Origin of the sequence: Microbacterium sp. M28 (genome assembly GCF_025836995.1) — a bacterium.
GTDB lineage: Bacteria > Actinomycetota > Actinomycetes > Actinomycetales > Microbacteriaceae > Microbacterium.
In genome coordinates, this window is the sequence record NZ_CP107546.1 from 606,814 (window position 1) to 628,679 (window position 21,866).

At 70.5% G+C, this 21,866-nt stretch carries 23 protein-coding genes and 3 pseudogenes; 11 read left to right on the forward strand and 15 right to left on the reverse strand.

Annotated elements, in window-relative coordinates; all coding sequences use genetic code 11:
• The first annotated feature begins 84 nt into the window (after nt 1-84).
• Nucleotides 85-395, forward strand: a pseudogene (locus OED01_RS02960) (DUF7882 family protein).
• Here OED01_RS02960 and OED01_RS02965 read toward each other — a convergent pair.
• Genes OED01_RS02965 through OED01_RS02980 form a run of 4 tightly spaced genes read right to left on the reverse strand, consistent with a single transcriptional unit; the run spans nt 331 to nt 2,166 of the window.
• The gene (locus OED01_RS02965; protein WP_264156908.1) at nt 331-690 is read right to left on the reverse strand and encodes a hypothetical protein; all 360 of its coding nucleotides are present in this window, start codon (nt 688-690) and stop codon (nt 331-333) included. The pseudogene OED01_RS02960 and the gene OED01_RS02965 sit on opposite strands and share 65 nt — an antisense overlap.
• On the reverse strand, nt 663-1,169 hold the full coding sequence (locus OED01_RS02970) for a 5'/3'-nucleotidase SurE (protein WP_264156909.1): 507 nt from the start codon (nt 1,167-1,169) through the stop codon (nt 663-665). The genes OED01_RS02965 and OED01_RS02970 overlap by 28 nt, the downstream gene beginning before the upstream one ends.
• Nucleotides 1,166-1,744: a 1-phosphofructokinase family hexose kinase gene (locus OED01_RS02975; RefSeq protein WP_264156910.1), complete on the reverse strand. Its 579-nt coding sequence runs from the start codon at nt 1,742-1,744 to the stop codon at nt 1,166-1,168. Before OED01_RS02975 ends, OED01_RS02970 begins: the two co-directional genes overlap by 4 nt.
• Nucleotides 1,745-1,767: 23 nt before the next feature.
• Nucleotides 1,768-2,166: a carbohydrate kinase family protein gene (locus OED01_RS02980; RefSeq protein ID WP_264156911.1), complete on the reverse strand. Its 399-nt coding sequence runs from the start codon at nt 2,164-2,166 to the stop codon at nt 1,768-1,770.
• Between the two features lie 217 nt (nt 2,167-2,383).
• On the opposite strand from OED01_RS02980, the gene OED01_RS02985 reads away from it, so the two are divergent.
• The 5 genes and pseudogenes from OED01_RS02985 (at nt 2,384) to OED01_RS02995 (ending at nt 5,463) form a co-directional block, all read left to right on the forward strand.
• Complete coding sequence (locus OED01_RS02985; protein WP_264156912.1) at nt 2,384-2,842, forward strand: SRPBCC family protein; 459 nt, start codon at nt 2,384-2,386, stop codon at nt 2,840-2,842.
• Between the two features lie 11 nt (nt 2,843-2,853).
• On the forward strand, nt 2,854-3,039 hold the full coding sequence (locus OED01_RS16420; RefSeq protein ID WP_318841126.1) for a hypothetical protein: 186 nt from the start codon (nt 2,854-2,856) through the stop codon (nt 3,037-3,039).
• 11 nt (nt 3,040-3,050) lie between these two features.
• Nucleotides 3,051-3,155: pseudogene (locus OED01_RS16425) on the forward strand (LLM class F420-dependent oxidoreductase); the annotation flags it as partial.
• Between the two features lie 41 nt (nt 3,156-3,196).
• Nucleotides 3,197-3,814 carry an LLM class flavin-dependent oxidoreductase gene (locus tag OED01_RS16430; RefSeq protein ID WP_318841127.1) on the forward strand — a complete coding sequence of 206 codons (618 nt, stop codon included), beginning with the start codon at nt 3,197-3,199 and terminating at the stop codon, nt 3,812-3,814.
• Nucleotides 3,811-5,463, forward strand: a complete 1,653-nt coding sequence (locus OED01_RS02995) for an alpha-amylase family protein (protein ID WP_264156913.1) — start codon at nt 3,811-3,813, stop codon at nt 5,461-5,463. Before OED01_RS16430 ends, OED01_RS02995 begins: the two co-directional genes overlap by 4 nt.
• On the opposite strand, the gene OED01_RS03000 is transcribed toward OED01_RS02995, so the two are convergent.
• Nucleotides 5,412-5,900, reverse strand: coding sequence for a hypothetical protein (locus tag OED01_RS03000; protein ID WP_264156914.1), 489 nt, complete (start codon nt 5,898-5,900; stop codon nt 5,412-5,414). The two genes, OED01_RS02995 and OED01_RS03000, sit on opposite strands and share 52 nt — an antisense overlap.
• Nucleotides 5,901-6,092: 192 nt before the next feature.
• Here OED01_RS03000 and OED01_RS03005 point away from each other — a divergent pair.
• Both OED01_RS03005 and OED01_RS03010 read left to right on the forward strand, forming a co-directional pair.
• Nucleotides 6,093-6,971, forward strand: a pseudogene (locus OED01_RS03005) (SDR family oxidoreductase); the annotation flags it as partial.
• A gap of 51 nt (nt 6,972-7,022) precedes the next feature.
• Nucleotides 7,023-7,292: a hypothetical protein gene (locus OED01_RS03010; protein ID WP_264158003.1), complete on the forward strand. Its 270-nt coding sequence runs from the start codon at nt 7,023-7,025 to the stop codon at nt 7,290-7,292.
• Nucleotides 7,293-7,345: 53 nt separating this feature from the next.
• Here the strand turns inward: OED01_RS03010 and OED01_RS03015 are convergent, their stop codons facing one another.
• From OED01_RS03015 to OED01_RS03025, 3 genes are all read right to left on the reverse strand, one after another.
• Nucleotides 7,346-8,353 carry a cation diffusion facilitator family transporter gene (locus tag OED01_RS03015; protein ID WP_264156915.1) on the reverse strand — a complete coding sequence of 336 codons (1,008 nt, stop codon included), beginning with the start codon at nt 8,351-8,353 and terminating at the stop codon, nt 7,346-7,348.
• On the reverse strand, nt 8,350-8,853 hold the full coding sequence (locus OED01_RS03020) for a type 2 periplasmic-binding domain-containing protein (RefSeq protein WP_264156916.1): 504 nt from the start codon (nt 8,851-8,853) through the stop codon (nt 8,350-8,352). Before OED01_RS03020 ends, OED01_RS03015 begins: the two co-directional genes overlap by 4 nt.
• Before the next feature lie 103 nt (nt 8,854-8,956).
• Entirely contained in the window at nt 8,957-9,577 is a 621-nt protein-coding gene (locus OED01_RS03025; RefSeq protein ID WP_264156917.1) for an FHA domain-containing protein, read from the reverse strand.
• A gap of 109 nt (nt 9,578-9,686) precedes the next feature.
• Here OED01_RS03025 and OED01_RS03030 point away from each other — a divergent pair, with 109 nt between their 5' ends.
• Complete coding sequence (locus tag OED01_RS03030) at nt 9,687-10,730, forward strand: NAD(P)H-dependent flavin oxidoreductase (RefSeq protein ID WP_264156918.1); 1,044 nt, start codon at nt 9,687-9,689, stop codon at nt 10,728-10,730.
• A gap of 85 nt (nt 10,731-10,815) precedes the next feature.
• Here the strand turns inward: OED01_RS03030 and purU are convergent, their stop codons facing one another.
• Nucleotides 10,816-11,667 carry a formyltetrahydrofolate deformylase gene (gene purU, locus OED01_RS03035; protein ID WP_264156919.1) on the reverse strand — a complete coding sequence of 284 codons (852 nt, stop codon included), beginning with the start codon at nt 11,665-11,667 and terminating at the stop codon, nt 10,816-10,818.
• 119 nt (nt 11,668-11,786) lie between these two features.
• On the opposite strand from purU, the gene OED01_RS03040 reads away from it, so the two are divergent.
• Together OED01_RS03040 and OED01_RS03045 are read left to right on the forward strand one after the other, a co-directional pair.
• On the forward strand, nt 11,787-12,995 hold the full coding sequence (locus OED01_RS03040; protein WP_264156920.1) for a cation:proton antiporter: 1,209 nt from the start codon (nt 11,787-11,789) through the stop codon (nt 12,993-12,995).
• Nucleotides 12,995-13,447 (forward strand): glutaminase, encoded by a 453-nt coding sequence (locus tag OED01_RS03045; protein WP_264156921.1) that lies wholly within the window; start codon nt 12,995-12,997, stop codon nt 13,445-13,447. Before OED01_RS03040 ends, OED01_RS03045 begins: the two co-directional genes overlap by 1 nt.
• A 7-nt stretch (nt 13,448-13,454) precedes the next feature.
• Here OED01_RS03045 and OED01_RS03050 read toward each other — a convergent pair whose 3' ends face one another.
• From OED01_RS03050 to OED01_RS03075, 6 genes are all read right to left on the reverse strand, one after another.
• Nucleotides 13,455-14,171 carry a glutamine amidotransferase-related protein gene (locus OED01_RS03050; protein WP_264156923.1) on the reverse strand — a complete coding sequence of 239 codons (717 nt, stop codon included), beginning with the start codon at nt 14,169-14,171 and terminating at the stop codon, nt 13,455-13,457.
• 57 nt (nt 14,172-14,228) lie between these two features.
• Nucleotides 14,229-15,002 (reverse strand): LysR substrate-binding domain-containing protein, encoded by a 774-nt coding sequence (locus tag OED01_RS03055; protein ID WP_264156925.1) that lies wholly within the window; start codon nt 15,000-15,002, stop codon nt 14,229-14,231.
• A 123-nt stretch (nt 15,003-15,125) separates the two neighbouring features.
• Nucleotides 15,126-15,533, reverse strand: coding sequence for an LbetaH domain-containing protein (locus OED01_RS03060; RefSeq protein ID WP_264156926.1), 408 nt, complete (start codon nt 15,531-15,533; stop codon nt 15,126-15,128).
• A 77-nt stretch (nt 15,534-15,610) separates the two neighbouring features.
• A complete protein-coding gene (locus tag OED01_RS03065; protein ID WP_264156927.1) occupies nt 15,611-16,384 on the reverse strand; it encodes a DNA-formamidopyrimidine glycosylase family protein in 774 nt (257 codons plus the stop codon).
• Nucleotides 16,377-17,138, reverse strand: a complete 762-nt coding sequence (locus tag OED01_RS03070; RefSeq protein ID WP_264156928.1) for an EI24 domain-containing protein — start codon at nt 17,136-17,138, stop codon at nt 16,377-16,379. Before OED01_RS03070 ends, OED01_RS03065 begins: the two co-directional genes overlap by 8 nt.
• Before the next feature lie 71 nt (nt 17,139-17,209).
• Nucleotides 17,210-21,817 carry an ATP-dependent helicase gene (locus OED01_RS03075; RefSeq protein ID WP_264156929.1) on the reverse strand — a complete coding sequence of 1,536 codons (4,608 nt, stop codon included), beginning with the start codon at nt 21,815-21,817 and terminating at the stop codon, nt 17,210-17,212.
• Between the last annotated feature and the right edge of the window lie 49 nt (nt 21,818-21,866).

The window sequence follows — 21,866 nt, forward strand, 5'->3', positions numbered from 1 at the left end:
CTGGTGCGTGCGGCTACGCTGTCCAAGGGGGCCGATTCGCAACGCTGTCCGAACCATCGGACCGTCACCAGAGGAGGATGCTGCATGGGCAAGTTCGTTTACGAGGGCGGCGTCAAGGTCGAGATCGAGGACCGTGCTCTCACGCACATCCAGCTGGTCATCAGTGCCAAGCTGCGACGCGGCGAACCCTTCCCGTTCTCGTGGCGCGAGGACGCCAGCGTCGGCGGCGGGCGGACGACCGTGTGGGTTCACCCTCCAGCGCCCTCGTCTTCAAGTACTACGGCAGCCGCTCGCCTGCGATCAACCGCGCCTGGATCGAGGCGCTGGCTTTCACCGCGAACTCGCCCGGCGGGCTCTACCTCGTTCCTGAGCCGGCTGGCGGCGGCGAGCCGTGACGGCGGAGAACCCCGCGCTCTGACCCGCGATCTCCGGCGGCAGCGGGAACGAGCAACTGCTGACCGGGTCGATGCCCGTCACGGTCACCCATCCCTCGGCGAGCAGCGCGGCATCGCTGTCTTCCGTGGGCCGCAGGGGCAGGTCCTCGACGGCCAGCCGCACGTAATGCTCGTCGGCCTCCGTCAGGGTGGTCTGGACGATGCCGAACGGGGCGAGGGGCGCCTCGATGAATCCGCGCACCTCGGCGGTGTTCGGCACGTTGACGTTCACGACCGAACCGCGGGGGCGCTGCATGAGAGCCGGTACCAGTCGCAGAGCGGCATCCGCGCCTGTCCGCCAGTGATACGACTGCGGTTCGATGCCGACGTCGAGCGAGACCGCCATGCCCCATGTGCCGCCGATCCCCCGGTCAGGGCGGCACCGACCGTGCCGGAGTGCAGGATCGCGCGGCCGACGTTCGCGCCGTGGTTCACCCCGGACAGCACCAGGTCGGCCGGGTCACCGAAGGCGCCGCGGGCCGCGATGAGGGCGATCAGGCCGGGTCCACCATGGACCGCGTGCGCGGGGATGCCGTCCAGGCCGTCCAGCTCGCGCCGTCCGATGCGGATCCGGCCGTCGGCCTCCTCCGCCAGAATGGACGCGCTCGACCCGCTGGACTGCTTGGCGGGAGCGGCCACGACGACATCGAAGCCCGCCGACACGGCGGCAGCCGCGAGAGCATGCAGGCCGGGGGCGTCGATGCCGTCGTCGTTGGTGACGAGCACGCGGGTCATGAGTCCTCCTGCGGCGTTGCTCGCGCGGCGAGCCCGTCGGGGCTCGTGCGCTCCTCAGCGATGGGCGCTTCATCGGTGTCGATGGTGCGCTGGCGGACGCGATCGCGCAGACCGCGGATCGCGGCACCGTCACCGGTGCCGAGGCCGTGCCGAGTGACGTTGAGGGCGCCGGCGGGCGGCGCCGAGGGAGATCGCGCGACGCAGGGGTTCGCCGCGCACGAGTCCTGCCACCACTCCCGCCGTGAGCGAATCGCCGCGGCTCCCCGGGTCTCGGCTTCTGCGAACGCGGGCAGCGAGACCTCGACGGTGCCGTGGTCGTCCATCATCAGCAGCGGATCCGAGGAGCGCGTCACGATCACAGCCCCCGCTCCGCTGCCGCGCAACGTGCGCATCGCGGCGCGGATGCCGTCTGTCGAATCGTCCGCGATCAGCCCGTCCTGTCTGAGCTCCTCATGGCTCACCTTGAGGATGTCGACGCCGCCCGCGACGACGGCCTGCATGCGGTCGCCGGCGAGGTCCGCGATGACTCGGCGTTCGTCGTCTCGCAGGTCGGCCGCGAGCCGCATGCGGTACATGTCAGCCGGGACCGTCGAGTCGCTTACGGGCCGCTGAGAATCGAGATGCGCGACTTCGACGCGGCATCCAGCATCCGCGTGTACAGATCGTCGAGTTCGTGGCGACCGAGGGGGTCGCCCTGCTCTTCGGCGATCGCGACGCGCTTGCCGTCGCGGCGATCGTGGACGTAGGCGGAGCCTCGTCCGGCGCGCTCCACGGCGAGGACGCGCAGTCCTTCGTCCTCAAGCAGATGGCCCAGCTGGCCGCCGACCTCGCCGGTAAGGACGCAGCACATCGTGACGTCGCAGCCCAGGCGGCGCAGCATCCGCGCCTGCCAGACACCCTGTCCGCCGGCGTGGACGTGGATCTCGGATCCCTGAGGGTGATCCTCGACGGTGATGGTCAGCGTCGGGGACGGGGCGAACACCGTGACATCGCTCATGCGGCCACGCTAGGTGGAGGCGAGGCGGCAGAGAGAGGGGATTGACCTCGCACTGGCGACAGGTTACGTCTCCGACGCGCGGCACGGTACGCGCTGGATCCGACGTGGTCAACCCCGGGACGCTCTCCGCCGCGACGTCCGTACATTGAAGTCCCCGCGTGCGGATCCACTCGTCCTCGCACACGGAGCACCCGACGACGAGAAGGAGATGAGCTGAATGACCGAAGTGATCAGGGCCGATATCGAAGTCGAAGCACCCGCGAGGGCGGTGTACGACCAGTGGGCTCGCCTGGAGGACATGCCGCACTACATGTCGATGGTGAAGAGCATCGAACGGTTGAGCGAGAACAGGACGCACTGGGTCGTGAACGTCGGAGGAGTGGAACGCGAGTTCGATGCCGTCGTGACCGAAGCCGTGCCGAACCAGCGCATCGCGTGGGCGAGCGACGGTGAGAAGGTGCACACCGGTGTCGTGCGGTTCATCCCGGTGGATGCCGAGCGCACCCGCGTCGAGCTCGAGATGGGCTGGGTGCCGGAGACACTGACGGAGAAGGCGGGCGCCCTGCTCAACCTCGATGAGCGGGCCGCAGCATCCGACCTCCGTCGCTTCAAGGAGCTGATGGAGGGCGGCGGCGGCGAGGCGCGCGTCGGAGCCGACCCTGATCTCGCGATCTGAATCGACCGCACATGGTTCTCATCGGTTTCCACGCCTCGCACGAGCAGGTGGATCCGGCGACGCTTCTGCAGGCGGTCAGGGATGCCGAGGCCGTCGGCTTCGACGGAGCGATGTGTTCGGATCACCTCGCGCCGTGGACGCGCGCGCAGGGCGAATCCGGATACGCGTGGAGCTGGGTCGGCGCGGCGCTGCGCTGACCCGGTTCCCCATGGGCCTGGTCACGGCGCCGGGGCAGCGCTACCACCCCGTGATCACGGCCCAGGCGGTCGCGACCCTGGCCTCCCTGTTCCCCGGGCGGTTCTGGGCGGCGCTCGGAAGCGGCGAGGCGCTGAATGAACACGTCACAGGGGACGCATGGCCGGACAAGGATCGGCGCGACCGCCGGTTGCGCGAGAGCGCGCGACGGTCATCCGTGCGCTCCTCGCCGGCGAGCGGGTCGATCGGGCAGGCGAGGTGCGCGTGCACGACGCGCGCGTCTGGAGCAGGCCCACGGCGCCGCCCGAGCTTCTGGCAGCCGCGGTCAGCCCGCAGACGGCGGCCGAGGTCGCGGCGTGGGCCGACGGGCTCATCACGGTGGGGACGGATCCCGCAGCCTCGGCCCGGACGCGGGAGGCCTACCGTGAAGCAGGCGGCCCTGGGCCGCTCGCGATCCAGATCCACGTGAGCCTGGCCGAGACGGATGCCGAGGCTCTCGCGATCGTGCGCGATCAGTGGTCGCATGCCACCGCCCCAGCAGATCGCACGTGGGATCTCGAGCAGCCGGAGGATTTCGAGGCGCTCGCCGATCCGACCGACGAGAAGCTGCGCTCAGCGGTGCTCGTCTCCGATTCCGCCGCCGACCTGGCCGAGCGCATCGCAGAGGTCGCCCTCGGGTTCGACCGGATCTATCTGCATCACGTGGGCAAGGAGCAGACGGCATTCCTCGAGAGAAGCGGGAGCGAGTTGCTCCCTGCGCTTCGGAGCAAGCTGTGAGACCCGCCGACACGAGCGATCTGTGGTGGCGGACGGCGGTGATCTACTGTCTCGACATCGAGACGTTCCAGGACTCGGACGGCGACGGGGTCGGTGACATCGAGGGACTGTGCGACCGGATCGACTATCTGTCCGAACTCGGCGTGACCTGCCTGTGGCTCATGCCGTTCCAGCCGACGCGGGACCTCGACGACGGCTACGACATCACCGATTTCACGGCCGTCGATCCGCGGCTGGGGGATCTGGGCGGGTTCGTCGAGCTGCTGCGAATCGCGCACGACCGCGGCATCCGGGTGATCATGGACCTCGTCGTGAACCACACGTCGGACCGCCACCCCTGGTTCCGCTCCGCCCGACGCTCGCGCACCTCGAAGCACCGCGACTACTACGTCTGGCGGGATCGCCCGCCTCGGACCTCCCAGAAGACGGTGTTCCCCGGCGAGGAGGACAGCGTCTGGGAGCACGACGAACGCACCGATCAGTACTACCTGCACAGCTTCTACCGGCATCAGCCGGACCTGAACCTCGCCGAGCCTGCGGTGCGGGCGGAGATCGCTCGCGTCGTCGGATTCTGGACCCAGTTGGGCGTCGACGGGTTCCGCCTCGACGCGGTCCCGTTCCTGATCAGTACGCCGGGTGCGGCGGACGAGACCGATCCGCACGAGTTCCTGCGGGAGCTGCATCGCTTCGTGGGCCGACGACGCGGGGGAGCGGTGCTGCTCGGCGAGGTCGGCCTTCCGCACGCCGACCAGCTCGCCTACTTCGGCTCATGCGGCACCGAGCTCGAACTGCAGTTCGACTTCGAGACCATGCAGGCGGTGTTCCTGTCGGCGGTCAGGCACGAGGCCGGCCCGCTCGCGGATGTCCTCGGCAACCGACCGGCGGTCGATCGGCGGCTGGGCTGGTCGACCTTCCTGCGCAACCACGACGAGCTCACGCTGGAACAGCTGGACGAGCAGGGGCGGCAGGAGGTGTTCGATGCTCTTGCGCCGGACGAGCGCCAGCGCGTCTACGGACGGGGGATCGTGCGTCGTCTGGCGCCGATGATGGGCGGCGACCCACGGCGGATCCGGCAGGCGTACAGCCTGCTATTCTCGCTCCCTGGGGCGCCGATGCTGCTGTACGGCGAGGAGATCGGCATGGGTGAGCTGCTTACGATGCCCGATCGGGCGGCGATCCGGACTCCCATGCAATGGGATGCCGGGCCGTCGGGTGGATTCTCGACCGCAAGGCCGTCACGCGTCCCGGCGATCCCCACGGGCGGCTACGCACCCGAGCACGTGAACGTGCACGACCAACTCCGCGATCCGGACTCCCTGCTGTCGTTCGTCCGGCTCCTGATCGCGCGCTACCGGTCGGCGCCGGAGATCGCCTGGGGAGACCTGTCGATCGTGGACACGGGCGACCCCGCGGTCCTGGCGCACGCCTGCCGCGCGGACGGAGTCGTGTTCGTCGCGGCGCACAACTTCGCCGCGGACGCACGCCGTGTGGAGATCGAGATCCCGGATGCGGATGACGACACGTCATCCGTCACCGACCTGCTGTCCAATGCGCCGGTCGACCCCGCGGACGGCCGACTCGTGCTGGATCTCGAGGGCTACGGCTTCCGCTGGCTGCGCCGCGTGTCATCGGGCGCACGCCGGTCCTGAGCCCGTGCCGCCTCGGGCGCGGGCTCGATCGGCGGCTCGTCCGGTCGGTGCGGGCGACGCTCCGACCGGGCCTCCTCCTCGGCCGCGAGCTCTCGTCGTCGTCCGGCGGTTGGGGCTGCGTGCGCCGGACGCAGGCCCTGATCGCCGACTCCGCTCACGGCAATTCGTCCCGCAGGTCGGTCGGCTCGGCATCCGCTCCGGACGCGTCCGCGGCGAGGACATCGGGCTCGTCCTCCGGCGAGATCGCCCTGGCCGTCCTCGCCGAGGTCCGCCTCCAGGGGTTCGTCGCCCTGGGTCTCCGGCTGCTCTTCGTCGTCCGCGGCATCCTCGGGTGTCGCCTCGGCGTCAGCGGGGTCGATGTTGTCCGCGCCGCGCTCCTGCATGCGCTCGGGCGGGAACGGGTGCTCGTCTTCGGGGATGGCTCTCGTACCTGACATGGCTGTCTCCTTCGGTCGGGATCCCACGCTCGCGCACCCTGGGGCGTCGGTCAGCCCCGTTGACAGATCGCGCGCGAGCGCTCACGCACGCGAAGGATGCCAACTGCGTCAGTGTCAACCCCCTGGTCACCCGCGGCGATGCGGGCGATGGTCGTAACGACCTTCCTTCCGTTTCCCCAGAGCGAGGATGATATGACCGACATCGCCCAAGACCCCCGCCATGCGCACACCGATGGACCGTTCCCTCCCCAGTCGCAGGACGAGCAGCCAGGTCAGACGGACGAGACCCGGCCGACTCCCGACCACGGCGAGCAGAGCTACGTCGGCAACGGCCGCTCGCCGGACGCCGCGCGCTGATCACCGGAGGCGACTCCGGCATCGGACGCGCCGTCGCGATCGCCTACGCCCGAGAGGGCGCCGACGTCGCCATCGTGCACATGCCGGAAGAGCAGGAAGATGCGGACGACACCCTGGACATCGTCCGAGATGCCGGCCGCAAGGGACTGAGCCTGGTAGCGACGACGTCCGCGACGAGCAGTTCGCCACCGACGCCGTCGTCGAGGCGCGCCGCGCGCTCGGCGGCCTCGACGTGATCGTGCTGAACGCCGCGTACCAGCACGACGTCGGCGGGTTCGCGAACCTGAAGACCGCGGACATGCGCCGGGTGTTCGACACGAACCTGGCGGGGCTGCTGTTCTCCGCCCGCGCCGCGTACGCCTCGATGGAGCCGGGGGCGTCGATCATCGTCACGGCATCCATCCAGGCCGCTGAGCCCTCCCCTGGGCTCATCGACTACGCCATGACGAAGGCCGCGCAGGTCGCGTTCGTGAAGGCGCTCGCGCAGGAGGCGGGCCCCCGTGGCATCCGTGTCAACGCCGTCGCACCCGGGCCCATCTGGACACCGCTGATCCCGGCGACCGGCTGGGATGAGGAGAAGGTGTCGAACTTCGGCTCGACACACCGCTCGGGCGAGCGGGCCAGCCGCCCGAACTCGCCGGAGCCTACGTGTACCTGGCTTCGGCCGAATCGTCGTACACGTCAGGCGCGGTCCTCGCCGTGACCGGGGGAAGGCGCTGTGAGCATCGTGGCCCCGACAGACCCTCCGTCAGCAGCGACCCCGGCTTGGGAGATCGTTCCGCTGGGCCGCGTACCGGCTGGCGCATCTGCGATGCCACGCGGGGGCACAGCGACGCCGCTCGCCTGGTCGCATATGCCGAGAAGAGCGAGCTCGGCGCGATCGAGGTCCTGTGGTTGCGCAGCCCCTGCCCGCATCGTTCCCGGTATCGCGACCTGAACGAACTGCTCGCCGATCTGGACGCCGCGGTCGCGGCTGCGGAGGAGGACCGCTCGACCCGTCCGTTCGAGATCCCGCACTTCCCTCCGGAGAAGTGAACCCCTGACAGAGGCGGGCCCGCTGCGGGGCCCCGCCTCTATCTTGTGGGGCTTCAGCCCGTTCCGATGGATGCCGTGTCGTCCGCACGGTCCGCCTCATCCGGAAGCTGCTCCACCGGCACGACGACGACGTCCTGGACCTTCCAGTCCAGCGCCGCGATGCCCTCCGACGCGCGGCGCAGCTTCGCCAGTGACACCCCTCGGCGCACCGGCCGGACGAACGCCTCGATGTGGAAGACCTGCCCCTCGTCCCGCATGCGGACCGCGGCCTCGGCGATCCAGGGGAGGCGGCGCAGGTAGCGCACGACCTCCGCGGCGAGCGGATGCGGCGCCTCGTCGTCGTAGGTCCTGGCACGCTGATCCATGAGATCGCGGACGGCCGATCGGGCGTTGCGCACCCCGTCGCGCACGATGCCCACCGAGATGAACAGCGCGGCCACGCCATCCAGCCACCACACCCCGAGGCCGATCCCGAGGACGCCGACGATCGATGCGGCGTTCGTCTGCCAGTCGGCCTTGGCCATATCGGCATCCGCGTACAGCAGCTTGTTGTGCAGCAGCGGCGCGAGGCGGGCCTTGGCCGGGCCGTAGAAGAACACGGGGCCGATCACGATCACGCTCATCACTCCGACCATGAGCCAGCCCAGCCAGATGGTCTGGCCGAACAGCTGGACGGTTCCGATGGTCGGATGGTCCTGCGTGACGAGTCCGCTGATCGCCTCGAACGCGAGGTTCGCGCCGACGGTCGCCAGAGCGACTCCGGCGACGACATGGCCGACCCCCATCGCACGGTGGCGTCCGTACGGGTGGTTCACGGAAGGACGGCGCCGGACCAGGAGCAGCGCGATCAGGAACGTGATCTGGGGGATGAGGGACAGCATGTCCTCGATCCACGCCGTGCGCATCGACTGCGAGCCGCCGACCACGAAGGCGACGACGATGATCGTCACCGTCGTGTAGCCGATCGTGAACCACTCCCAGCGGATCGCCGACTGCAACGCCCGACGCTGCTCCTGCGGGAGATCCGTCCGGCCGAACCGGTGCTCCTTCGCGCGCGTCATGACGCGGCCTCGCCGTCGAGGAAGAGCTCCACATCGGACAGCAGAGCGTTCTCGCCGGCCGGCACGAGCCACACCACGGTGCGCCCGTCCAGGCCGGGAAGGTCGGAGTAGGCGCGGGTCGTGCCGACCCGTTCGGCCCAGGGCGTCTGGTCGCTGAAGCCGCCGATCGCCAGGTCGAGATCGCCGGCCTCGAGCATCTTCACGAGCGTCTCCTCGCCCGCGGGCGTCCACTCGATGCGCGCATCGATCGATTCCGCGTAGTCCGTCGCGAGCTCGACAAGGGGGCCGCGAGGGGCGTCGTCCGCTGCGGATCCGGCCTCCGCGAGGTCCGGCTCCAGGCTCACGCCGACGCGGAGGGTTTCCGCCGTCGCCGTGTCGAGCGTGCCGTCCGGGTCGACCGGAACGGTGCCCAGGCACCCCGTCAGGCTCAGGATGACCGCCGCGGTGAACGTCACGGCGCCGCCGCGAAGGGTGCAACGGGGGACATCGGGGTCGATCATGGACTCAGCTTCGGTCGTGGCGGATGCCGCGATCAATCGGGTTGACCGCGGCATCCACCACGGCTGACGGCCGACCATGACCACCGCCGGTCCGACGGCGGGCTCAGCTCCAGGGCTCGTTCGGGTCGCCGTCCTCGTCCGGAGCGGTCGCGCCCTGCTTGTCGCCCGCCAGACGATGCGTCGTCGAGGAGCGTTCGGCGCCCTCGGCCGAGCCGCCCTGGCCCGAGGCGTTCGCGGTCGTGGGGTCCTCGAGTGCGGCATCCGGCTCGTCGCGCTGTGCGGCAGCGGCGTCCTCCGAGTAGTCCGGGCGAGGCGGCTGGAGGTCCTGGTCCGAGAGCTCCCCGCCCTGCCGACCGCCGTACGGACGGCCGTGGTCGGCGGACTCCTCTCGGCCGAAGACCAACTCCCACTCCCCGACGGTGAAGCTCGCGCCGGTGCGCAGTATCTGCGTGCGCTCGCCGGAGGCATCCTGCGAGGCGGCGTTCGTCTCGCCCGGCCCGTGCAGCGTCAGCACGTACTCGTCGCGCTCATCGTGGGTGATGGTGGCGTGCACAGGATCCCCGCCGGGGAGGACCAGCTCGTTTCCGGCGGCGGATCCGATCCGCACGACGTCGTCGCGAAGGTGGTAGACGAGGCGGTCGTCGCCGTTCGTGAGCCTCAGATGCGGATCTCCGGCACCCCAGGCGTCATGTGTCGTGGTGGGCGTGTGCGGTTCGGTGCTCATTGGTGACCTCCTGACCACGACGGTAGATCGCCTGAGTCCGTGGCGAGAGGGGGTTGACAGCCCGGTCGCCGTCCGGCGCGGATGCCTCGAGCGGGCGTAGCCTCGACGCATGACCGACTTCGCAGACCTTCTCGGCATCCGGCATCCGATCGTCCTCGGACCCTTCGGCGGGCTGTCCTCCGTGGCACTGACCGCCGCGGTCAGCGACGCAGGTGGCCTGGGTTCGTACGGACTCTACGGGTACGACGGCGAGCGGATCCGCCGGACGGCAGCCGCTCTGCGGGAGGCGACGGAGCACCCGTTCGCGTTCAACATCTGGCTGCCCACGGGCGATGAAGCCGAACCGGGGCCGCAGCACGCGGTGTTCGCTCAGGCGCTGCAGCCGTTCTACGACGCGGTCGGCGTGGACGTCCCCTCGCGTCCGGAGCGCTACATCCCGTCGCTGGATGAGCAGCTCGAAGCCATCTGGGATTCCCGGCCCGCCGTGCTCAGCGTCGTCTACGGTGTGCCGTCCGAGGACATCGTCTCCGAGGCGCACAGCCGGGGCATCCGCGTCGTCGGGACGGCGACGACGGTCGCCGAGGCGCTCGCTCTCGAAGCCGGCGGAGTGGACGCGATCGTCGCGACCGGCATGGAGGCGGCCGGGCACCGCGTGTCGTTCCTGCGGTCCGCCGAGGAGTCCCTCGTCGGCACGTTCGCGCTGGTGCCGCAGGTCGCGGACGCGGTCGACGTCCCGGTGGTCGCGGCGGGAGGCATCTCCGACCGAAGGGGCGTCGCAGCCGCGTTCGCGCTCGGAGCATCGGCCGTGCAGGTCGGAACGGCGTTCCTCGCGACCCGCGAGTCGGCCGCGAACGACGCCCACCGCGCCGCGATCCGCGGCACATCGGCCGACGCCACCGTCCTCACGCGTGCGATGAGCGGCCGACTGGCGCGCGGCGCCCGCAATCGCACGGTCCGCGCGATCGAGGCGAGCGGCACGATCGCGCCCTTCCCGATGCAGAACTGGCTCACCGGACGGTTCCGGACGCCGGCGGGACAGCAGGGACTCGGCGAGCTGCAGTCCCTGTGGCTCGGGCAGTCGGCGTCGCTGGCGCGATGGGATGCGGCATCCGACGTGTTCGACGAGCTCGTGGCCGGGGTGCCGGCGTCCTGAGATCAGGCGATGTGTTCGAGATCAGGACGATCGGCGCTCGATCGTCCTGATCCGGCGCGATCCTCCTGATCTCGGGCCGCGCCGGTCACAGGATGACGGTCGACCGGCCGTGCACGATCACGCGGTCCTCCGCGTGCCACTGCACGGCGCGGGCGAGGACGAGACGCTCGACGTCGGCGCCGCGGCTCTGCAGCTCGGCCGCCGACTCGGAGTGCGTGACGCGAGTGACGTCCTGCTCGATGATCGGGCCCTCGTCGAGGTCGGCGGTGGCGTAGTGCGCGGTCGCGCCGATGAGCTTCACGCCGCGCTCCTTCGCCCGCGCATACGGGTTCGCTCCGATGAACGCGGGCAGGAACGAGTGGTGGATGTTGATCACGGGGGCGCCGAGCTGCTCGATGAACGTGTCGGTGAGGATCTGCATGTAGCGGGCGAGGACCACGAGATCGACGTTTCCCTGCAGCAGGTCGAGCTGGCGCTGCTCCATGACCTGCTTGTCGCCGGACGGGATGTGCACGAACGGGACGCCGAAGCTGCGCACCGACTCCGCGAGGTCGGGGTGATTGGAGATCACCATCGTGATGTCGATGTCCAGCTGTCCGCGCTGCGCGCGCCACAGCAGCTCCATCAGGCAGTGATCGTACTTCGACACGAAGATCGCGACGCGCTTGCGGCGCGAGACGTCGTGCAGCGACCACTCCATGCCGAACCGATCGGCCACCTGCTGGATGGAGGCCTCCAGGGCGGGGCGCGCGGCCGAGAGCCCCGGGAGGTGGATGACGGTGCGCTGGAAGAAGCGTCCGCCCTCCGAATCCGTGGAGTGCTGGTCCAGCGAGATGATGTTCGCGCCGTGCTCGGCCAGCACGCCGGCGACGGCGGCGACGATTCCGGGCTGGTCGTCGCAGGCGATGAGCAGACGGGCGGTGTCGGGCTGGGACATGGATGCTCCTTGCAGGTCTGCGTCGATTCTGCCCCGTCGACGGCGGTGGTGACGAATCGCCGGGTCGTCCGCGACAGGACACCCCGCGGCCGGCTCTGCGGACGGATAATCTGACAGGCGTGAACCCGAGCGAAGCAGGCCTCGTCCTCGTCCCCCTGATGGCCGTACTCGCGCCGTTGATGGCGAAGGGCGTCCGGCCCGTGCTGCGTGTCCCGGTCATCGTGTTCGAGCTCGTGCTGGGCATCCTGATCGGGCCGGCGCTGCTGGGGTGGGTCGACGCGGGCGAAGTGCTCGAGAAGCTCAGCGAGTTCGGTCTGGCGATGCTGTTCTTCATGGCGGGGTCCGAGATCGACTTCCGCAGGCTGGTCGGCAAGCCGCTCGTGCGGGCATCGCTCGGGTGGGTGCTGAGCGTCGTCCTCGGGATCGGACTCGGCTTCTTCTTCGCACCGGGGGAGGGGATGGTCGTGATCGGCATCGCGCTGAGCTCGACGGCGCTCGGAACGCTGATGCCGATCCTGCGGGACGCGGGGGAGCTGAACACGCCGTTCGGTCGAACGGTGACCGCGATCGGAGCGGTCGGCGAGTTCCTGCCGCTCATCGCCATCTCGATCTTCCTCAGCACGCGCACGACCTGGCTCGCGACGGTCGTGCTGCTGACCTTCGTCGTGCTCGCCGCTGCCGTCGTGTTCTTCGCGCAGCGCACGCCGCACGGACGCCTGCACGCGTTCCTGCGGGCGACCCTGCACACCTCCGACCAGTTCGGCATCCGCTTCGTGCTGCTGCTGATCGCATCCCTCGTCGCGCTCAGCGTCGTCCTGGATCTGGACATGCTGCTCGGCGCGTTCGTGGCCGGTGCGGTGTGGCGCATCATCATGGCCCGTGCCCCGAAGGAGGACGCCGAGGAGATCGAGAGCAAGATCGAGGCGATCGCCTTCGGCTTCCTCGTGCCCATCTTCTTCCTTTACACCGGCATTACCTACGACCTGGACGCACTGCTCTCCTCTCCGCAGGCCCTGGTCCTTGTCCCGGTCTTCCTCGTCGCGCTGCTGCTGTTCCGCGGTGTCGCTGCTCAACTCTCGGCACCGGCGGGCACGAGCGGTCGCGAGCGGTCGGCGCTCGCCCTGCTGTCGGCGACCGGGCTGCCGATCATCGTCGCGGTGACGGCGATCGGCGTGGAGGAAGGGATGCTCGATTCGGGGATCGCCGCCGCCCTCGTCGGGGCGGGGATGCTGTCGGTGCTGCTGTATCCGCTCATCGCGATGTCGCTTCGGGGCGAGACCGCAGCGCTTGCCGAGGCCGAGAAGAACCAGCCCGTCAGCGAGCTGTGATGTCGGCGCGCGCACTGCTGGACGACACTCGGCGACAGCTGGTCGGCGTGCCGAAGGAGGGTCTCGGCGAGGAGAAGCACTCGCGGTTCCGTGGCGATCGCATCGTCCGCGTCGGCGAGGCCTGGCACGTCGGCGTGCTGCTGCTGACCGATGACGCCGCTCTGGCGACCGCAGAGGTGCTCCGGGCCGCCGACGCCGGCCGCCGCGGCTACACCGCCGAGTCGGCCAGGCAGCGTGCGGTGCGCCGTGAGTGGGCGCTGCGCGGCGGCTTCGGCGCCGGCGAGGTCGTGCACGTCGGCTGGAGTGCGATCGACGTGGATGCCGTTGATGCGGGCGCCGCGTCGGGTCCCCTGGCGTGGGTCGGCGGCATCCCGCAGGTGAAATGGTCGGGCGCGGGCGGCTACATGCCGCTGGAGGCATACCTGCGCGAGCGGATCGCGCTGCTGACCTGATCGACGCTCAGGCGAAGGTCGCGGCGAAGCGGCTCAGGAGCGCTTCGCCCTCGGTGACGGTCGCGGCCAGCACCCGCTGCTGCACGGCGTCGAACGCATTCGCGTCGAAGTAGCCCTTGGTGCGGTAGAAGGTCATGCGCTCGGCGAAGTCCGCCGGGCTCGGTTCCGGGTGGAACTGCGTGGCGTACAGGTGCGTGCCGACGCGGTACGCCTGCACGGGGCAGACATCGCCGACGGCCAGCAGCTCCGCGGTCGGCGGTGCCGCGGCCGCCGACTCCTTGTGCGCGGTGAACACCGTGAGCTCAGGACCGCTCGGGCCGAAGATCGGATCCGCACGTGCGGCAGGGGTCGCGCGGATCGTCACGGCCGCGGTGGACTCCGGAGTGTCCAGCGTGACCGTGCCGCCCAGCATCCTCGTGACGACGCCGATGCCGTAGCAGGTGAACAGGGCGGCGGTGCGCCCGTCGATCGCGGCGGCGGCGATGCGTTCGAGATCGTCCTCGACGCGCCGTTGCAGTGCGGTCGGCGCCGGATCGGTGACGTTCAGCGGCGATCCGCCGATCACGATGCCGCGATGGGCGGCCAGCGTCTCGGCATCCAGCGGGGTGGCCAGCAGATCGAGCCGGTCCAGCTCGACTCCGCCGAGTCCTCGGCGGAACGAGGCGTGCTCGGCATCCGCGGCGGACAGCTCAGGGCGCACGCTGATGTAGAGAAGCGAGGCCATCCGGCGATTCTAACCAGTCGGGGCGCCGCGGCCGACATGGATGACCGACGGTGACGCTCAGCGCGAGGAGTTCGCCGTGCGGCCGCGGATGATGCCGACGAACGTCTCGACGTCTTCCGTGGTCCGCTCGCGCGGCCACACGAACGCGACGGTGGACTGCGGACCGCCGCGCAGCACGCGGTACTCGACGTCCTTGCGGTGGTGCAGGCGCGCGAGCGACATCGGAATCACCGCGATTCCCGCGCCGGTGGCGACCGTGGTGATGAGATCCGCGGTGGTCGGCACGTCGCCGTAGGCGGACGCCGTCGTGCCTGGTAGATCGAGATCCAGCACATCCTCAGCGGAGGTCAGCAGGACCTCCCCGTCGAGGTCCGATGCGTCGAGCTCGTCGACCGCGAGAAGGTGCGATTCGGTGGCTGCGACGACCACAGGCAGCTCGTCGTAGAGACGGATCACGTGCAGGTCGGCATCCTCGATGGGCAACCGGACGAGGGCGGCGTCGAGATCCGCGAGCGCCGCACGCTGGTCGGCGACAACGAGGGGAACGACCTCGAGTGCGACCTGCGGCATCCGCTGCTTCCACGCGTCGATCCACTTGCCCGGCGTCGCGCCGGGGATCACGCCGAGGCGGAAGAGCCGGGGTTCGGATGCCGCGGCGTCAGAGCGTCCGACAGCGGGTGCGCTGCGGCCGGAGGGATTCTTCGGCGTGCTCTTGGCCGGCTGCTTCTGCTTGGACGCACCCCTGCCCGTGCGGACGGGCGTGCCCTTGCTGACGGGGCGCCGGCCTCCGCCCGCGCGTCCGCTCCGCCCGCCGCCTCCCGCTTTCGCCACGTCCTCAGGCTACTCGCCCTGGCACGTATGGACGACGAGGGGCGACGCGAGAAACCACCTGGCGCGCGAGAAACCGCGCCTGCGGTGGCTTCTCGCGCGGGGAGTGGTTTCTCGTTCCCTCGATCAGGCCGCGAGCCAGAGGCCCTTGCGGTCGGTGGCGATCGTGAGGCCGGCCGCGACGATCTCATCGTCGCCGATCCGTGAGCCGCGCATGATGCGCGCGCCAGCGCCGACCTCCGTGCGGACGCCGATGTGCGCCCCCGCGCCGACGGCGGCACCCTGTCCGATGTGCGCGTGCGCGTCGACCGACGCGTTCTCGCCGATCACGGCATCCGGCTCCACCCAGGCGCCGCGGGCGATCTTCGCCCCCGCGGCGACGCGTGCGCCGGGTTCGATATAGGCGCCTGCCTCGATGACCGCCATCGGGTGCACCTTCGCGCCGTGCGCGACGAGACCACGGCCATTGGCGTGCTTGCGGTACCGCAGCGTAGCGCCCTGGTCGTCCTCGATATCGATGTAGTTCTTGCCCACGATTCCTCCCGTTCCGGAGACTCCCGGATATATTGACAACCACCGTCATCGCCGATTCATTCCCGGATCGGGATGGGTCATCTCTGGCAGGTCGGACACCAGAACGTGACGCGTTCGCGCGTGGGGTCGGCGCCCTGCTCGCCGCGTCTGATGAGCGTTCCGCACCGCCGGCACGGCTGCCCGGCGCGGCCGTACACCCAGTCGGTCGCACCGCGACGTGCGACGCCGGTGAACGTGCGGTCCGGCCGATCCCGATTCGCGCGGATCGTCCGGACTCCGAGTGACACCAGGGCGTCGGCATCCACGGCCGCTGCCGGCGTCGTGGGCAGGATGCCCCGCAGGAACAGCAGCTCGGCGGCGTACTCGTTTCCGAACCCGGCGACGTTGCGCTGGTCGAGCAGGGCCACATGGATGCTGCGGCTGTCCGCGCTCAACCTGCGGGCAGCCTCCGCTGCATCCCAGTCGGGACCCAGGGGATCGGGACCCAGGTACCCCATGAGCTGTTCCTCGTCGCGCGTCGCGACGAGCTGCACCTCCGCGATGTCGACGCCGACGGCTTCTCGCCGTGCCGTGGCGACGATCGCCCGCACGCGGAACGCCGGATGCCGCCACTTCTGGCCGGTCTCGTAGAGGTGCCAGGCGCCGTCCATCCGCAGATGGGAATGCAGCGTGTACTCGCCGATGCGCAGCAGCAGATGCTTGCCCCTCGCGACGCATCCGTGGACGGTCTGTCCGGTGAGATCCGCGGTGGCGGCACGCGGAACCCGCAGATCGAAGCGCGTGACCTCGTGCCCCGCGAGCGCCTCATGCAGGCGTCGCGCGGTGCGGAAGACGGTGTCGCCCTCAGGCATCCGCTGATGCCGGCGGCGGGGTCGGGGCGCGTTCGACCAGCGAGCGGGCCAGTGCGGTCGACCCGGCGACGGCCGCGGGCATCGTGATGACAGCGCCGAGCGGAATCATGAAGCACAGCTGCGTGGCGACGCCGAAACCCAGCACCCGTGCACGGCTGACGGAGAGCACCTCCGACCGCGAATAGGCGGTCAGGCCGCGCGCGTCGAAGGCGCGACCCGTGAGCTCTCTGGCGAGAAGGCGCCCGGAGAGGACGATGCCGGTCGCCCCGGCGAGGAACCCGCCGACCAGCGGGATGAATCCGATCGCCAGCGTCAGCAGCGCCACGAGGAGGCCGAGCGCGATCAGTCGGATGCCCTCGCCGAGCGTCGTCCAGAACCCGGTCTCGCCGGTCGGCTCGTCACCGCCGAACTCGCGCTCAGCGCCGCGCCAGATCCGCTGGTAGAACGGGTCGCCGATGGTCAGGGTCAGCGCGGTGAACACGGCGCCGGCGAGTGCCAGAGCGGCGACGAAGAGCACGATGCCCAGGCTGACCCGCAGCACTTCGCGCCACGGGCTGATCCAGCCGTCGGCGAAGGGCGTCGCCCAGTCGGTGAGGACTCCGAGGCTCAGACCGAACGGGACGAGCGCTGCGGCGAGCACCAGGAAGGCGATGACCGCCGGGATGAGGCCGAGCGCCATGAGCCGCGGTCGCGTGCGCCAGAACCGGAAGCCCGTCAGGAGCATTCCGACGCCGATACCGAACTCGCGCAGCATGCCTCCAGAGTACGGGGCGACCAGGACGTGCGAGCGGACGCGCGAAGTGGTGTGCATCGGCCCGCCCGCCGTCAGATCGCCTTGCGCAGGGTGTAGCCGCGCGGTGTCGCGACGAACCCGGCTTCCTGCAGGGCGAGCGCGAACGGCGTGCCGTACACCGGTTCGCCGTTCACCTTCTCGACGGTGAGGGTCTCGAGCCTGCGGGCGCGCGAGGTCGTCGCGAGATCGGCGGCCGCAGCGTGCAGCGCCTGTTCATCGTCGCTGAAGGCCAGCACCGTGCGCCCGCCCCGTTCGAGGTAGAGCACGAGCGCGCCGTCGACGAGCACCACCAGCCCACCGGCCTTGCGCCCCGGTCGATGCGTGACGCCCTCGCGGCGCGGCCAGGGGAGCGCCGCGCCGTACGGGTTCGCGGGGTCGGTGGCGGCGAGGGTGATCGCCCTGCGCGGGGGTGGATCGGACAGGCCGGCGAACGTCCGCAGGCGATCGACGGTCGTGGAGGCCGCGAACTGCGCGGCTCCGAGCTTCTCGATCACGTACCCGCGCCGGCAATGCCCCGCCTCCTCGAACCCGGCCAGCACGCGGTACACCTGGGCGAAACCGCCGGGAACCCCCTCGGACTGCGCCGAGCCGCGCGTCACGACGCCGTAGCGGTCGAGCAGCAGCCCCGCGGAGACGGTCGCACGACGGGCGGGGTCGGACTCGCCGGCCGGCAGCAGCGACCACCGTCCGCCGGTGATCGTCGGACGGGCCGCGGCACCGGCGAAGGACACGCCTCGATACGTGCGTGCACGCGGCGCGCGTCGGACGGCTTTGTGCGCCTGCGAGCCGCCGGCGAGCAGCTTCCGCACGGGGGCGAACGTGTCGTTGGTGACGCGACCCGACCAGGTCAGCGTCCACAGGGCGTCGAGGACCGACTGCTCGTTCTCCGCCCCGATCCGGTCGCGCAGGTGCGAGGCGAACGAGGCGCCGCCCGTGCCGAGCGCGTCCAGCAGTCGAGCCTCGAGGGAATCGGGGGCGATCTCGGTCTCGTCGGGGTCGGGGAGCGTGAAGGGGGCGAGATCCACCGGATGCAGGGACACCCATCCGTCGCGTCCAGGCAGCGTCCCGTGTCCGGACCAGATGACCTCGCCGTTCGCGGTCAGTTCGTCGAGCAGCGCGGGCGAGTAGTCCCGCACGCGGGACGGCAGCACGAGCGATTCCCAGGCGCTGGCCGGGATCGGTACGCCGGCGAGCTGCTCGATCACGCTCAGGACGCCTTCGAGGCCCTCCACCGGCCGGGACAGATGCTGCCAGTCGGGCAGGAACCGCGCGAACGCCGCCGGCTCGACCGGCTCGACGCTGCCGCGGATCGCGGCGAGCGACCGCATCCGCAGACGCCGCAGCACCTCGGTGTCGCACCACTCCGGACCGTCGTCCGAGGCGGCTTCGGCGGCGGACAGGAAGTAGCCGCTGCTGAGCCGCCCCGCGCTCTCCAACCGCTGCAGCGTGTGCCTGGCCACCGCTGCTCCGATGCCGAAACGCGTCGCGACCGCCTCGGTCGTGAAGGGCCCATGGGTGCGGGCATGGCGGGCGACGAGGTCGCCGAGCGGGTCGGATACCTGCTCGAGGAAGGCGACGGGGATACCGGTGGGCAGCGCGGCACCGAGTGCATCGCGCAGTCGCGCGGCATCCTCGATCGCCGCGATGCGCGGGACGGCGCCGATCGTGACGGGGATCGCCCGCCGCGCGGCGACGAGCGCCTCGAGGTGCGCCGACGCCTCGGCCTCCGGTGGCGCGGTCCCCCCGTCGGACGGCTCGAGGCGCGCCGCCACCTCCGCGGCATCCAACGGCCCGAGCATCCGCAGGAGGTCGGCGACGCCCTCGACGCCGCGGGCGCGGCGATCCGGGTCGAGTCGCTGCGCCTCTCGCTCGAACTGCGCGATGACGTCGGGGTCGAGCAGCTCGCGCATCTCGACCGTGCCGAGCAACTCGCCCAGCAGAGCGGGGTCCACCGAGAGCGCGGCCGCGCGGCGCTCGGCGAGCGGGGAATCGCCTTCGTACATGAAGGCGCCCACGTAGCCGAACAGCAGGTCGCGGGCGTACGGCGACGGTTGGGCCGGTTCGGTCTCGACGAGGCGGACGCGCCGATCGGCGATCCACGTCGCGAGTCTGCGCAGGGCAGGGAGGTCGTACACGTCCTGCAGCACTTCGCGCAGCGTCTCCAGGATCACCGGAAACGTCGGATGCCGTCTGGCGACTTCGAGCAGTTGGGCGCTGCGCTGCCGCTGCTGCCACAGCGGGGAACGCCGGTTCGGGTTCGTCCGCGGCATGAGCAGCGCACGTGCGGCGCATTCGCGGAACCGCGACGCGAACAGCGCGGAGCCGCCGACCTCCTCCGTCACGAGCTGTTCGAGCTCGTCGGGGTCGAACACGAACAGGTCGGCGCCCGGTGGTTCGCTGTCGGCATCCGGGATGCGGACGATGATGCCGTCGTCGCTGGCCACCGCGGATCCCTCGACGCCGAGCCGCTCCCTGACACGGGCGTTGATCGCCAGCGCCCAGGGGGCGTGGACCTTCATGCCGTACGGAGAATGCAGGATGATCCGCCAGTCGCCGACCTCGTCGTGCCCTCGTTCGATGGTCAGCGTCCGATCGGTCGGCAGCGTTCCGGTGGCGGCGCGCTGTTCGGACAGATGCGCCATGAGATTGTCGCGCGCCATCTCGTCGAGACCGGCGTCCATGAGGCGCTGCGTCGCCTTCGCCGGCTCGGCCGATGAGATTTCACGGGAGAATGCCCCGAGTGCTTCGCCGAGCTCGAACGGACGCCCGATGCCGTCGCCGTGCCAGAACGGCACTCGGCCTGGTTGGCCGTACGCGGGGATGACGTTGACGCGGTCGTGCGTGATCTCGGCGATGCGCCAGCTCGTGGTCCCGAGGGTGAACACATCACCCACACGCGATTCGTAGACCATCTCCTCATCGAGCTCGCCGACCCTGGCCCCGGTCGTCTCGCCGGCGACGAAGACGCCGAACAGGCCGCGATCGGGGATCGTCCCGCCGCTGGTCACGGCGATCCGCTGGGCGCCGGGGCGACCGGTGAGCGTCCCGGCGTCGCGATCCCAGACCAGGCGCGGACGCAGCTCGGCGAACTCGTCGGATGGGAAGCGGCCCGCCAGCAGATCGAGCGTCGCCTCGTAAGCGGAACGCGGAAGAGACTGGAACGGCGCGGACCGGCGGACCGTCTCGAACCAGTCCTCGACGCCGATCGGATCGATCGCGCACGCGGCGACGGTCTGCTGCGCGAGGATGTCGAGCGGATTGCGCGGCACGGAGATCGCTTCGATCTTGCCCGCCAGCATCCGCTCGGTCACGATCGCCGTGTGCAGCACGTCGCCTCGGTGCTTGGGGAAGAGCGCGGCACGGCTGATCTCGCCGACCTGGTGTCCTGCGCGTCCGACGCGTTGCAAGCCGGATGCCGCTGAGGGCGGCGCCTCGACCTGGATCACGAGATCGACGGCGCCCATGTCGATGCCGAGCTCGAGGCTGCTGGTCGCGACGACGCAGCGCAGGATGCCGGACTTCAACTCCTCCTCGACCTGGGCGCGCTGCTCCTTGGAGACCGATCCGTGGTGGGCCTTGGCGAGCACGGCGTCGGCGCCGGCGGTGGCGCCGCCCTGGGCGGGCATCTGCGCCGGTACCCTTCGGGCGGGTGCGGGCGGTGGATCGTCGCCGTTGCGCTCGGTGTAGATCTCATTGAGCCGGCCGGTGAGGCGCTCGGCGAGACGACGTGAGTTCGCGAACACGATCGTCGAGTTGTTCTGCAGGATCCGGTCGACGATCGCCTCTTCGACGTGCGGCCAGACCGACCCGGTGACCTCGGTGTACTCCGCGTCGTCCGGGGCCATCGGATCGGGCGCGCCCGGGGGTGCCGGGGGATTCGTCATGTCGGCGATCGGAACCACGACCCCGAGCTCGAACGTCTTCGTGGCGCGGGGCGCGACGATCTCGACCGGCTCCGAGCCGCCGAGGAAGCGGGCGACCTCGTCGATCGGGCGAACGGTCGCCGACAGTCCGATGCGCTGCGCCGGCGTCTCGATGCCCCGCGCCCGACGCAGGGCGTCCAGCCGCTCGAGGCTCACCGCGAGGTGCGCGCCCCTCTTGGTCGCGGCGACGGCGTGCACCTCGTCGATGATGACCGTGTGCACACCGCGCAGGGTCTCACCCGCCCGGCTCGTCAGCATGAGGTAAAGCGATTCGGGCGTGGTGATGAGGATGTCGGGGGGATTCGACACGAGCTTTCGGCGGTCGCTCGAGGTGGTGTCGCCCGAGCGGACCCCGACGGTGACCGACGGTGCGGTCTCGCCGAGTCGCCGAGCCGACTGCCCGATGCCCACCAGGGGCGAACGGAGGTTGCGCTCGACATCGACGCCCAGTGCCTTCAGCGGCGAGATGTAGAGCACGCGCGTCCGCGGCACATCGTCGGCGTCGTCGGTCGCCGCGGCGCGCTCACGGAAGATGCTGTCGATCGCCCAGAGGAACGCCGACAGCGTCTTGCCCGAGCCCGTCGGCGCGACCACGAGCGCGTGCTTGCCCGCGGAGATCGCATCCCACGCGCCCGACTGCGCTGATGTGGGCGCGGCGAACGCCCCGCGGAACCAGTCCTGGGTCGCCGGCGTGAAGCGCTCGAGCACATCGCTCATGCATCCATCATGGTCGGTGCGTCGGACATCGGGCCCTGGATGTCCGACG

Bases quoted from the DNA above. Each gene is read 5' to 3' on its own strand.
- OED01_RS02965 (WP_264156908.1), bottom strand. From the start codon at position 690: ATGCAGCGCCCCCGCGGTTCGGTCGTGAACGTCAACGTGCCGAACACC.
- OED01_RS02970 (WP_264156909.1), bottom strand. From the start codon at position 1,169: ATGACCCGCGTGCTCGTCACCAACGACGACGGCATCGACGCCCCCGGC.
- OED01_RS02975 (WP_264156910.1), bottom strand. From the start codon at position 1,744: ATGTACCGCATGCGGCTCGCGGCCGACCTGCGAGACGACGAACGCCGA.
- OED01_RS02980 (WP_264156911.1), bottom strand. From the start codon at position 2,166: ATGAGCGATGTCACGGTGTTCGCCCCGTCCCCGACGCTGACCATCACC.
- OED01_RS02985 (WP_264156912.1), top strand. From the start codon at position 2,384: ATGACCGAAGTGATCAGGGCCGATATCGAAGTCGAAGCACCCGCGAGG.
- OED01_RS16420 (WP_318841126.1), top strand. From the start codon at position 2,854: ATGGTTCTCATCGGTTTCCACGCCTCGCACGAGCAGGTGGATCCGGCG.
- OED01_RS16430 (WP_318841127.1), top strand. From the start codon at position 3,197: ATGGCCGGACAAGGATCGGCGCGACCGCCGGTTGCGCGAGAGCGCGCG.
- OED01_RS03000 (WP_264156914.1), bottom strand. From the start codon at position 5,900: ATGTCAGGTACGAGAGCCATCCCCGAAGACGAGCACCCGTTCCCGCCC.
- OED01_RS03015 (WP_264156915.1), bottom strand. From the start codon at position 8,353: ATGACGCGCGCGAAGGAGCACCGGTTCGGCCGGACGGATCTCCCGCAG.
- OED01_RS03020 (WP_264156916.1), bottom strand. From the start codon at position 8,853: ATGATCGACCCCGATGTCCCCCGTTGCACCCTTCGCGGCGGCGCCGTG.
- OED01_RS03025 (WP_264156917.1), bottom strand. From the start codon at position 9,577: ATGAGCACCGAACCGCACACGCCCACCACGACACATGACGCCTGGGGT.
- OED01_RS03030 (WP_264156918.1), top strand. From the start codon at position 9,687: ATGACCGACTTCGCAGACCTTCTCGGCATCCGGCATCCGATCGTCCTC.
- purU (WP_264156919.1), bottom strand. From the start codon at position 11,667: ATGTCCCAGCCCGACACCGCCCGTCTGCTCATCGCCTGCGACGACCAG.
- OED01_RS03045 (WP_264156921.1), top strand. From the start codon at position 12,995: ATGTCGGCGCGCGCACTGCTGGACGACACTCGGCGACAGCTGGTCGGC.
- OED01_RS03050 (WP_264156923.1), bottom strand. From the start codon at position 14,171: ATGGCCTCGCTTCTCTACATCAGCGTGCGCCCTGAGCTGTCCGCCGCG.
- OED01_RS03065 (WP_264156927.1), bottom strand. From the start codon at position 16,384: ATGCCTGAGGGCGACACCGTCTTCCGCACCGCGCGACGCCTGCATGAG.
- OED01_RS03070 (WP_264156928.1), bottom strand. From the start codon at position 17,138: ATGCTGCGCGAGTTCGGTATCGGCGTCGGAATGCTCCTGACGGGCTTC.
- OED01_RS03075 (WP_264156929.1), bottom strand. From the start codon at position 21,817: ATGAGCGATGTGCTCGAGCGCTTCACGCCGGCGACCCAGGACTGGTTC.